This window comes from Ignavibacteria bacterium (genome assembly GCA_016707005.1).
Lineage (GTDB): Bacteria > Bacteroidota > Ignavibacteria > Kapaibacteriales > Kapaibacteriaceae > UBA10438.
Genome location: JADJIQ010000005.1, coordinates 421,554 through 433,685 on the forward strand (window position 1 = coordinate 421,554; position 12,132 = coordinate 433,685).

The 12,132-nt window shown below is 51.3% G+C and carries 9 protein-coding genes; 2 read left to right on the forward strand and 7 right to left on the reverse strand.

Annotation, left to right across the window (positions count from 1 at the left end; all coding sequences use genetic code 11):
- Positions 1–3: 3 nt before the first annotated feature.
- The 7 genes from nadC to pfkA all read right to left on the reverse strand — a co-directional run bounded on the left by nadC (position 4) and on the right by pfkA (position 9,520).
- Positions 4–864 (reverse strand): carboxylating nicotinate-nucleotide diphosphorylase, encoded by an 861-nt coding sequence (gene nadC, locus IPI29_10210; GenBank protein ID MBK7412913.1) that lies wholly within the window; start codon positions 862–864, stop codon positions 4–6.
- 96 nt (positions 865–960) lie between these two features.
- The gene (locus IPI29_10215) at positions 961–2,661 is read right to left on the reverse strand and encodes a T9SS type A sorting domain-containing protein (GenBank protein MBK7412914.1); all 1,701 of its coding nucleotides are present in this window, start codon (positions 2,659–2,661) and stop codon (positions 961–963) included.
- Positions 2,662–2,739: 78 nt separating this feature from the next.
- Complete coding sequence (locus IPI29_10220) at positions 2,740–4,455, reverse strand: T9SS type A sorting domain-containing protein (protein ID MBK7412915.1); 1,716 nt, start codon at positions 4,453–4,455, stop codon at positions 2,740–2,742.
- Between the two features lie 32 nt (positions 4,456–4,487).
- A complete protein-coding gene (ade, locus tag IPI29_10225) occupies positions 4,488–6,254 on the reverse strand; it encodes an adenine deaminase (GenBank protein MBK7412916.1) in 1,767 nt (588 codons plus the stop codon).
- Positions 6,255–7,419: 1,165 nt separating this feature from the next.
- Positions 7,420–8,286: an NAD(+)/NADH kinase gene (locus IPI29_10230; protein ID MBK7412917.1), complete on the reverse strand. Its 867-nt coding sequence runs from the start codon at positions 8,284–8,286 to the stop codon at positions 7,420–7,422.
- Positions 8,286–8,564 (reverse strand): DUF1844 domain-containing protein, encoded by a 279-nt coding sequence (locus IPI29_10235; GenBank protein MBK7412918.1) that lies wholly within the window; start codon positions 8,562–8,564, stop codon positions 8,286–8,288. Before IPI29_10235 ends, IPI29_10230 begins: the two co-directional genes overlap by 1 nt.
- Positions 8,561–9,520, reverse strand: a complete 960-nt coding sequence (gene pfkA / locus IPI29_10240) for a 6-phosphofructokinase (GenBank protein ID MBK7412919.1) — start codon at positions 9,518–9,520, stop codon at positions 8,561–8,563. The genes IPI29_10235 and pfkA overlap by 4 nt, the downstream gene beginning before the upstream one ends.
- A 218-nt stretch (positions 9,521–9,738) precedes the next feature.
- Here pfkA and IPI29_10245 point away from each other — a divergent pair, with 218 nt between their 5' ends.
- Both IPI29_10245 and IPI29_10250 read left to right on the forward strand, forming a co-directional pair.
- On the forward strand, positions 9,739–10,980 hold the full coding sequence (locus IPI29_10245; protein ID MBK7412920.1) for a porin: 1,242 nt from the start codon (positions 9,739–9,741) through the stop codon (positions 10,978–10,980).
- Between the two features lie 100 nt (positions 10,981–11,080).
- On the forward strand, positions 11,081–11,923 hold the full coding sequence (locus IPI29_10250; GenBank protein MBK7412921.1) for a phosphate ABC transporter substrate-binding protein: 843 nt from the start codon (positions 11,081–11,083) through the stop codon (positions 11,921–11,923).
- Positions 11,924–12,132 lie beyond the last annotated feature (209 nt).

Genomic DNA, 12,132 nt, shown 5'->3' on the forward strand with positions numbered 1-12,132 from the left:
AGTTCAGCCCTGTTTCGGGACGAATAACTTCATGGAAATGTCGAGAGCGGTGGCGCTGTGTGTAATCGCGCCCACGCTAATGTAATCCACTCCTGCCTCTGCATAGTCGCGGATGTTGTCGTACGTTATCCCACCCGATGCTTCGGTCTCAAGTCGACCATCAACGATGCGAACTCCCTCAGCAACCTCATCCGGCGTGAAGTTGTCGAACATCACCCGATGAACTCCCTTGCACTGGAGGATCTCCAAGACATCATCGAGCGAACGTGCTTCAACCTCCACCTTCATCATCGGTCTGTCCCGCAGGTCCGCAACGATGGTATCAACGGCCTCACGAATACCACCACACGCTGTGATGTGGTTGTCCTTGATCATCACCATGTCATAGAGACCTAGCCGATGATTGAATGCGCCGCCGATCGTTGTGGCGTATTTATCAAGCAATCGCCATCCAGGGATGGTCTTTCGTGTATCAAGAACACGTGCCTTTGTGCCGGCGATCCGGTCAACATACTGTCGGGACTTCGTAGCAACACCGCTCATGCGTTGGATGAAGTTCAGAGCTGTGCGCTCGCCTGCCAACAAGGCATGTGCCGGGCCTTCCACGAGAGCGATCACCGTACCGTTCTTGATACGGTCACCCTCATTCACCTTTAGCTCGATATCCACGTCCGACGAGAATTCCCGGAAGACAAGCGGCAACATCGGAAGTCCGCACACCACTCCATCCTGCTTCATCAAAAACCGCGCAGCGGCGGTAGCATCACGCGGAATGCTCAGGTCACTCGTGATATCTCCCGTCCCCAGATCCTCGCGGATCGCAAACTGAATGAGACGGATGAGGGAGGAGTCGAGGGGGAGCATGTTAATCTGCTAATGTGCTAATGTGCTAATGTGCTAATCAACAATATTAGCACATTAGCACATTAGCACATTAGCACATCAGCGAAATCGAACGTGTCATTTCTGCAGGATCAGCATTTGTGTCTCGTCGATGTATGGTCCAGTGAGTCGACAGTAGAAAGTCCCCGAGCTTTGTGAGGTGAGGTCTATGGACACAGACGTAGCAACGTCTCGTTGAACAAGTTCTTTGTGTTGTATGAGCACAATTTCACCGATTGCATTGTATATGACAAGACTAACGGTTCCTTTCACAGGAACAATAAACTCAATATCAGCGATACCAGTTGTGGGATTCGGAGAAATGGATGTAATGCCTAACAAAGGAGCTTCAGTTGAATTGGAATCGATGGGAGGGGGCAAATTCTTTGTCACTCCCAACTCTCCATCTCCGTTGATGAGTTTGAGATACAAACCTTCTCCGTTCAAATCTCGCACATCACTATACAACACTATAGCACCATGATCTCCATCAGAGATGATTCTTAGTGCATAGTTGGGTCCAATTTGTTGGAGACTCGCGAAGAACACTCCTTCTTCAGCCCAGAGAGGAGAACTTTGTGAGTTGAACCGCTGCGCACGAATTCTGAGATCCGAATAGGGGCCCTCCAACCAAAATGCAATCACTCCAGCGTTCCGGTCCGAAACAACATAGTATCCCAAAAAACCAATAGAATCAGTTTGTACTTTGACTGGTTCAGCCCAAACTCTTGTGCCATCTTTTCCATACAAATCAAGAACGAGATCGTAAATGTTCTCCGAGTAACTTCGAGTGTACCCAGCCACAAACAATTGACCAGTGCTGCTCACGGTGAGAGCTGAGAGTTCGCTATACTTGGTGGTATCAGAGATTAGCTTACCATTCTTTTCGAGCGAAAGCATACCGGCTGAATCAACGTGTTGCAAGAAAATAGCCGGTTTGCGATATCTACTATCAAGAAATGCAAAATATGCTCCAGAGGATCCATCACTCGTCATGCCTAACACGCGCTGCCCAACACTGTTCACCAGAAAACCAACGTCAAGATCACAAATAGTTGCACCTTTTGAACCCCATCGGACTTGACCTGTACTATCAACACGCTGCGAATAAAACGCGTAGTCCTGGTTGGGCATTTGCTCCGCCCAGCAAAATATCAGGCCGCCTTGATTATCGCTAACAACTCCAAACACTAGTGGATACATCTGCATACCTCTATATATGTCAACACCGCCTTGTGTCCACAGATTTCTCCCACTTGAATTGATACGTTGGGTATGTAAGGCATAGCGTTGATTTTCAAGCTCATTCCAGAGTAAGATCGTACCGCCATTGCCATCCGAGACGGCACTAACAATTGTCCGATTTGCTGCTGACTCAAAGACGGGGATTCCATTGCTTGCCAGCATGGGCACACCACTCTTGTCCAACCGTTGCATGTATATATCTGGCTCTCCTGAGCGATAGTCAGACCAATAGATGGTGACCCCACCAACCGCATCAGGCACAATCGCACCAATCAGCTGATTTTCGGCTTCAACACACACATCCACACCATTGGTCTTCCAAAGGACTACACCTTTAGGATCAACACACTGGGCTTGTACGTCGCGGTTGACTGCAGAACTCTGAGACCAACCAATAACAACACTTCCATTGCTAGTTTTTGTGAGAATGTGCTGATGTCCATACCCGCCTACGTCCGTAATGGTAGTACCCCTCCATGGATTCATGGACCACTGCGCATGCGCACTAGTCACATCAAGTATGAGGATCAACACGATGAGATAAGGGCGGACCATCACTATTTCTAATTCTACTGGAGGGTGTCAGAAAACGTAAACTGAATGTACAGCAGGTTAATGCTGAACAATGAACATCTTGCTCTCATTGATGTATGGTCCGGTGAGTCGACAAAAGAAAGCTCCTGAACTTTGAGCAGAGAGATCAATTGATATCGTAGTGGCAATATCTCGCTGAACAAATTCTTGAAATGGTACAGCAACAACTTCGCCGATAGCATTGTAAACAGTAACAGTAACTGTCCCTCTTACTGGCACAACGAACTCTAGGTCTAAGATTCCGGTAGACGGGTTAGGGGAAATGGATCGGATGCCTACGATAGGAGACTCCATCGAATCAGAATCGACGGGAGTAGGCGGTGGATTCTTCGGAACTCCCAAAACTCCATCTTCGTTTATATGCTGAATGCGCAGTTCTTTTTTTTGGCTGCCTGGCACATCAACGTACGCCATAACAGCCCCATGCGATCCATCAGAGATAATCTGAGGTAAAAAGAAGAAGTACAAGGGATTCTGTTGAATAGCAGCGAAGAATCTTCCTTCTTCCTCCCAGCGCCTAGAACCATCTGAATTGAATCTCTGAGAATAAACCTTAGCCTGGCCGTCTTGTACTTGCAACCAAAATGCTATTACTCCTCCACTATCGTCAGATACATACCTGACATAGCTTGTTGCTGTCGACACAGGAGGCAAAATGACAGGTTCTGGCCAGAGGCCGGAACCATCTTTTCCAAACAACTGAAGAACACTTTGGATTTTTGAATCAACAGCATTAGGCTGAAACCACCATGACAGGAATACTTGTCCTCTGCCATTTGCTACTACGTCTGTTAGAGTACATAAAAGATTTGTATCTGAGATCAGCCTGCCGTAATTCCCCAACGTGATTGTGCCAGATGAATCAACATGCTGCAGATAGATCCTCCTTCGCCCTTTCCTAACTTCTTGAAATGCAAAGTATGCCCCATAAGTTTCATCTTTTGCCATTTCCACGAGTTGAAATTCGTTAGTACCCTCAACAATTCCGACGTCAAGATTGCTAACAGTTACACTACTGGAGTCCCATCGAATTCGTCCGATGCTGTCAATCCGCTGCGCATAGAACTTGTGGTAGCGGTTCGGAACTGCTTCCCTCCAACAAACTATCAAGCCACCACTTCCATCATCAACCATGCCAGTCACTGCAGCCTGACTCAACACATCTCGTACTGCGATAACACTTGATTGCGCCCATAGAACCCTCCCGTCGGCATTAAGATGTTGCGCTCGGATTGTGCGTAGAGTTCTTGTATACTCTTGCCAAACAATCATTGTGCCACCAGCTCCGTCGGGAATAGCACGAAGATAGTCCCTATGTGCTGCGGAGTCGAAAACAGGAATTCCATTCTTTACAAAGTGAGGCAGCCCATACTTATCCAAACGTTGCATGTAAATGTCAGACACTCCTGTTCGAGTATCACTCCAGAAAATAAAGGCACCCTCAATGGTATCAGGAATGACGGCACTTGGGACGTTGTTTGACTTCAGAACGCATACCTCAACACCATTGATCTTCCACAAGGCTACACCATTGCGATCAACCCCTTGTGCGTAGATGTCGTAACCATTAGAATTATCCTTGGACCATGCCACAAGGATGCTACCACCCACGAGGTTTGCAAGGATCTGATTGCTCTGGTTAATGCCAGTGTTAGATATAATCGTACTCTTCCATGGATCCGTTGACCACTGTGCATGTATAACCACCACATCAAGGATGAGGATGAGGATCAATACAAGAAGGGATAAACGAGCAGGCACTATTACTAGCTCGGCAAAAGTGGGTCAACAAACGTAAACATACCACCATCGAAGAGACCCTTATCACTCAACTTTAGTTGAGGAATCACGAGAAGGGCCATAAAAGATATCGTCATGAAGGGGGCGCGGAGTTGGGAGCCAAGTGCTTTGGCTCGTGAATCAAGCGCTGCGTAGGTGCGGGCAACGTCATAACCGTCGAGATTGGACATAAGGCCGGCTACGGGGAGTGGGAGAAGATCGGTCTTGCCGTCCGCCGTTACACATACACCGCCGCGTGACGCAATGATGGCGTTAACGGCGTCAACGATCTCGACATCGGAACAGCCAACGGCCACGATGTTATGCGAGTCATGTGCCACGCTGCTGGCGATGGCTCCGGAAGTGAGCCCGATGTTCTTGATATAGGCAATGGCAGGGGGCGCATTGGTATAGCGATTCACAACCACGATCTTCAGAACATCGTTCGAAGGAAGAACGTGGTGCTCTTCGGAGGTTACGAGTTGACCGTCATGTGCTACAATCACCCGAACCTCCTTACCGAGATGATCTGTGGCGATCTGATCGGCAGTGATGGGATCACATGAAAACTGATTGATGATACGTTCTTCTACATGATCAATGGCAGTGGTTCCATGTTCGGCAACACATCGCCCCTTGACCCATGTTTGATGAACAGAGAATGCTGTGAGATCCTCCACAACGATGAGATCGGCGGAATCTCCAACACGCAGTAGTCCAACAGGGAGTCCGTAGTGTTCAACAGGATGAACACAGGCAGCGCGCAAGACATCGTAGATGTCATACCCAAGCGCTACGGAGCGGGCAACGAGCAAGTTGATGTGTCCAAGTACCAATGAGTCGGGATGCATATCATCAGAACAGAACATCACTCTCTCCGGATGGAGTTTGATGATCGGATGTAAAGCATCAAAGTTGCGAGCCGCACTTCCCTCACGGATGAGGATCTTCATTCCTGCTGCCACCTTATCAATGGCTTCTTCCAGGGTAAAGCACTCGTGGTCGGTGGAGATGCCATGCGCAGCATAGGCTGCTGCTTGTTCGCCGCGGAGTCCGGGGGCGTGACCATCGATCACCCTTCCACATTCCCGCGCAACAGCAAGCTTCTCCATTACAACCGGGTGGTTGTATAAAACCCCCGGCCAGTTCATCATCTCGCTCAGGTACCGAACGCGCTCATCCTTGAACAACTCACGGATGTCCGACGCTGTGATCTCTGCACCTGCCGTCTCAAATGTTGTTGCAGGCACGCAGGAAGGGGCTCCAAATGCAAACGTGAAAGGAACACGCGCCCCATTCTCGAGCATATACCGGACACCCTCTACACCACACACGTTTCCGATCTCGTGCGGATCGCTTACAGTGGCAACCGTCCCATGAACAACGGCGAGTCGAGCGAATTCGCTGGGAATGAGCATGCTCGACTCCACATGCACATGTGCGTCAACAAACCCGGGCATAATGTATCGATCGGTGCGCGCAGACGGATCCTCACGGATCGCTGTGATCACACCATCAATGAATTCAACCACACCTGGATATGTCTTTCTCTGATGGAGATCTACGATCAACCCATCGATGGCAATTTGAATGGCCACGTTCTGTTTCTCCGTGCGAGTGCGAGATACACAACAATACCAACAACGGGTGCAGCAAGTCCTAGTTGTTGTTGAAGGGGCTTGGCACTGGAGAAGATCCAGATCCAGCCCACGATGGTAAGGAGGACCGGGACAGGGTAGAGCCACATCTTCCATGGCATTGCCCCCGCACCAAGTCGCTTACGCAACACGATGAGTCCAACGGCCTGAGCCACGAACTGTGTAAAGACCCGCATGGTGATGATCGACTTTATCGCATCACCCAATTCAAGCGTCATCGTAAAGATCACAGCAACACCGCCAAGCACCAACAGGGAGATGTGCGGGAAGTTCTTCGTTGGGTGTTCACGACCAAAGACACGGAAGAAGAGTCCGTCCTTTGCCGCTGCATACGGTATCCGTGTGTAACCGAGGATCACACTGAACAACGAGGCTACGGCTACGATCAGAACGAGTGCCGTAACGATCTGAGCGGCCACCGGACCCTGCACAGTATTGATGAGCGTACTCACAACGAATGGTGACGCAGCCACATCAGCAACGGGAAGCACCGCATAGATCGCCGTTTGCATTGCGAGATAGAGCACTCCGATTCCGAGGATCGAAACGAACATGCTTCTCGGGATCACACGTTCCGGATCTCGGACTTCTGCTCCGAGGTGACACACATTGTAATAGCCGAGGTAGGAGTAGATCGTTGGGATCGTTGCGATGCCCAGAGCAGCCCAGATGGCATTGTTCCCGACAGCCCCCTCCACAAGATCTCCACTCATGATCTGATCGAAGCTGCCGTAGATCATGCCCGTGCCGATGATCCAGAGGAGGGCAGCGATGACGCAGGCCCAGAGGACGACCGAGATGCGTCCCACATCGCCGATCCGACGGTACAACAGCGCAACGAGCAACACGATAAGCGCAACACCAATGAGTTTCCCCGTGAGCGGATCGAGCGGTCCGGTGAGGAACGTGATGTACTTGGCGAATCCCAGTGCGCCCGACGTTACAACGAGTGGTGCTTGGAAGGATGTTTGCCACACGAACAAAAACGCCATGAGTCTACCCCATGAGTCCTTGCCATACGTTTCGCGGAGAAAGGCATAGGAGCCCCCTGCTTCCGGCATCTTGGCACCGAGTTCACTCCATACCGATGCATCGACCAAGGCAAGAGACATACCAACACACCAGGCCAAGAGGGCCATCGGCGCTGATCCCATCGTAGCGGCAACGAGAGCCGTTGTGACGAACGGTCCGATACCAACCATATCGATCATGTTGATCGCCGTGGCTTGCAAGAAGGACAGTTCGCGTTTAAGCATCGAGGTTACTTCTTGGTTGCGTCGGCAGACCAGAGGAGCTTATCGCGCAACAGATCGTAGTACGTACTGTCGGCCCGCTTCACCAGTTTCACCAGATGTTCGCTCTTGCGTATGGTAACCACATCGCCCCTTCCAACAGACCCGAGGATCTTTCCGTCGGCAACTACATGTGAATCTGCATGCTCGCTCAACGGCTCAAAGCGGATCTCACTGCTATCATTGACGATAAGGGGGCGAAGTGTGAGTGTATGTGGCGCGATCGGAGTGATGCACATCGCATTTGCCGAGGGTGCGATGATCGGACCTCCAGCTGCGAGGGAATACGCTGTTGACCCTGTTGGCGTACAGATGATGACGCCGTCGGCTCGATAATCCGCAACATGGTGCTCGTTCACAAAGGCGCGAACAGCGATCATTTTTGCTTCTGATGCTCGTTCGATAAGTACTTCGTTCAGCGCGTAGGCCGTTACACCGTTGAACTCTACCATCAAGGTTGTGCGGTCAACGATACGATAGTTGCCCTTGATCACGTCCATGATAGCATCATCCAGTTCCGTCACAGGGAATTCTGCAAGGAAGCCGAGTTTGCCAACGTTGACACCCATGATCGGGATATCGGAGCTCATGAGCATACGAGCGGTGGCAAGCAAGGTGCCATCGCCGCCAAATGTCATCACCATATCTGCGCGTTTTTCGAACTCCATTGCTGAACGCACCTCACACTTCGAAGCAAGGTCGGCATCCAGTGCATCGGCAAGGATCGCATCAATGATCACGTCAACACCCTCTTCGAGGAGTCGGTTGATAGCGTGTGTAGCCCACGTGATCGCAGCAGGCCTAGCCGTATACGCCAGGATGGCTATGCGTCTCATTAAGCCAGCTCACCATTGACGAATGGAGTACTCGGATTGCCGAACTCATCAACGAAGTTCAGTTTAAGAGTGCTCAACGTCTGATCTAGGAAGCGCGCTTCATCGCTCTCGAGATTCCCCTTCGTCTTTTCGTGCAGGATATCGAGGACATCGATCACATAGCGTGCATGTTCCATGCTCTTCGTGATCTCATTGGTTGCCGGGTTGAGCATCTTTCCGAGGGCCACCATGCCCTCGATCTGAAAAACTTGAATGACCGTAAGGAAGGTTGGTTTCATACGAGGATGTCGGAAAGTTCTGTGAGATATGGCGGGACAGGTTTGCGTTCCGCCCATGTTTGTTCGAGTGGGACAAAGGTGATCTGACCCGACATTTCGCCGATCATAACATCGGAACGACCTTCAAGGAGGGCATCAACGGCAGCAGCGCCAAGTCGAGACGCAAGCACACGATCTCGAACCGTTGGAGAGCCCCCTCTTTGAATATGTCCGAGGATGGAGATCTTGGAGGATATTCCGTAGCGTTCTTCGAGTTTTTTGCTGATGCCGAGGGCGCCGCCAAGTTCGTCACCTTCACCAACGATCACCACCGTGCGTTTGTCGAGGCCTTGAGCTAAGATCCGCTGATACATTTCATCGATGTCAGTAAGGGTTTCCGGGACCGCAACATATTCAGCACCGCAGGCGATGCCGACGTCCATGGCGATAAAGCCGGCATGACGTCCCATAACCTCGATGAAGAAGAGTCGACCATGGCTGTCGGCCGTATCTCTGATCTTATCGATGGCCTGTGCCGCCGTATTGATCGCCGTATCGTACCCAATGGTGTAGTCAGTACCCGAGAGGTCATTATCGATCGTCCCCGGGGTTCCTACGATCGGGATCCCATGTTCCTGCCAGAGATAATGAGCACCGTGGAAGGTACCATCGCCGCCACAGGCCACAACGCCATCGATCCCATGTTTGCGGAGTTCTTCGGCGGCCTTGACACGTCCTTCCACCTCCTCGAACTCCGGACAACGAGACGTTTTGAGGATTGTGCCGCCTCGGTCGATGATATTGGCCGTCCGAATTCGATCCAGTACCTCAAAATGCCCCAGGATCATGCCGGAATACCCACCAATAATGCCGATCACTTCTAGGCCGCGCTTTTCACCCGTACGTTCTACGGCACGGATGTGGGCATTCATGCCGGGAGCGTCGCCCCCGCTGGTAAAGACTGCTATGCGTTTCATGAGGTGCGAAGATACATTGCCGTCCTCGGAGTACCACTCCGGGAGTCTTACTCTCCCGGAGTGACTCCCGGAGTCTTACTCTCCCGGAGTGATGCCGGGAGTCTTACTCTCCCGGAGCCAATGTTACCGAAAGGTAACGGGGATGTGAAGAAATGTCCCCATAGTTTCGCCACGTAACATTTGGCTAATGATCTCTTAACATTCCACGGACCCCACTCATGATCGGTTTGGTTCTCCGCTCCCTCTTGGTCCTTGCTTCGATTTTTGCGGTTCTCACCGCCGATGCCTTGGCTCAAGCCTCTACCCAGTCGCACGGAAGCTTCGACTTCAATACCGATGGGGTGGTGTTTCAGTCGGCCGATTCAGCCACACGCGTTGTAATGCGCTTCCGGATGCAGAACTGGGCCATCTTTACAACGAAGACCATGGATGAAGATGACGACCTGGACCTCTCTGCCGGCTCAACGGAGTTCGCCGTTCGCCGCCTCCGTTTGCGATTTGGCGGCTCACTCGTAGATCCCCGCCTGAGCTTCAACCTTCAGCTCTCATTCTCCCGTTCAGATATGGACTGGGCAGATACGCAGTTCCCCAACATCATCCGCGATGCTATGATCTTCTGGAACTTCAACAAAGATCTCCAAGTGGGCTTTGGTCAAACGAAGCTCCCGGGTAACCGCCAACGTGTGATCTCCTCTGCAGACCTCGAGATCGCCGACCGTTCGATCGTGAACGGGGCGTTCAACCTCGATCGTGATTTTGGCTTCCAGGCATTCTGGCGTCCGATCACCGGCGACCAGATTGTAAACCTCCGCGCCGCTATCTCCAGTGGAGACGGTCGCAATCAACCAGCGATCTCCGGCGGCGGTCTAGCCTACACAGCACGAGTTGAATGCCTCCCGTTCGGTGCTTTCACCAATGGTGGCGACTACTTCGAAGGCGATCTCGCACGTGAGAAATCTCCGAAGCTCAGCATCGGACTCTCGGCCCAACACAACGAGAATCAGACCAAGACACGTGGCTCACTTGGAAAAGCCTTGTACCAGCAGCGCACAGCCAATGTGATCTATGGCGACATCCTCTTCAAGTATAGTGGCCTTGCTCTCTATGGCGAATATGCTCAGCGTTCGTCGGACAATCCGATCACCTATAAAGACACCACGAAAAAAGACTATGCAGCCGTCTTCGTTGGATCGGGGTATATGATGCAGGCCTCATACATCTTCCCTTCGATGTGGAGTGTGGCCGCTCGCTACGCCCTCGTTGATGCCGGCGATCAATTAAAGGGGCTTGCCGAATACCAACAGCAGGTCAACATCGCCGCTAACGTTGGATACTACATCAACAAACACCGCATCAAGGTCAATCTGGAGTTCGGCACCAACCGCAACACGTTGTACAACAACAACGACCTGATAACCTTCAACTACTACACACGCTTCAACATGGAGCTCGGTATCTGACGGAGACGTTACCAACACGTAACACAGTTGCCATCAGCACTCACCCTGCTTCGAAGACCAGTAAATTGCGGTACGTTCTGTTCAACACATCTTATCGATCATGAAAACCATTCGCCTTATCGCCCCCTTCATCGCAACGTTCCTCTTGATCACGTTCGTTGCCCTGGCCATGCCTAAACAGCGTATCACGATCAAGGGTTCGGATACGATGGTGATCCTTGTTCAGCGCTGGTCGGAACTCTATCCAGATAAGACCAACACCGAGTTCCAGGTCACCGGTGGTGGTTCGGGAACTGGCATCGCGGCTCTGATCAATGGCACAACTGATATCTGCTCCTCATCCCGTCCGATCAAGAAGGATGAAGTTGCTCAGCTCGAAAAGAAGTTTGGGTATAAGGGGCTTGAGATCCGTGTAGCAATGGACGGTCTGGCGGTCTATGTTCACAAGAGCAATCCCGTGAAGCAACTCACGATGGCGCAGATCAAGGACATCTTCACGGGAAAGGTCACCAACTGGAAGGATGTTGGCGGTGCAAACAAGCCGATCCTGCTCTATTCCCGCGAGAACAACTCCGGTACCTACGAGTTCTTCAAGGAGCACGTTCTTCTGAAGCAGGACTTCGCCTCCAACGCCCAGCACATGGCCGGCACAGCTGCCCTGATCAATGCAGTATCCAAGGATCCGAATAGTATCGGCTTCGGCGGCGCTGCCTATGCCAAGAACGTCAAGGCTGTTGCAGTAGCGAAGGACGCCTCATCAAAGGGCGTTCTTCCAAATGACGCAAGTATCCATTCCGGCGAATATCCAATCTCCCGGTTCCTCTATTTCTACCTGAATCAGAAGCCGGCCGGGAACGTGAAGAAGTTCATTGACTGGGTCATTTCGCCTGCCGGACAAAAGATCGTAACAGAAGTGGGCTATTATCCGATCAAGCGCAAGTAAATTTGAAGGATGATAGCAGGATCACTGTGAGCAATCCGTTTCGAAAACAAAATCGACATCCGGGTGAATGGATCGCCGAGTGGTCCATTCGCCTCATTGCATCTGCCTCGATCCTCGTCATCTTCCTGATCTTCGTCTTCGTGTTTCGTGAAGCATCAACACTGTTCACGTCGAAAGAAGACACACAAGCCCCCTCCCAAACATCTTCC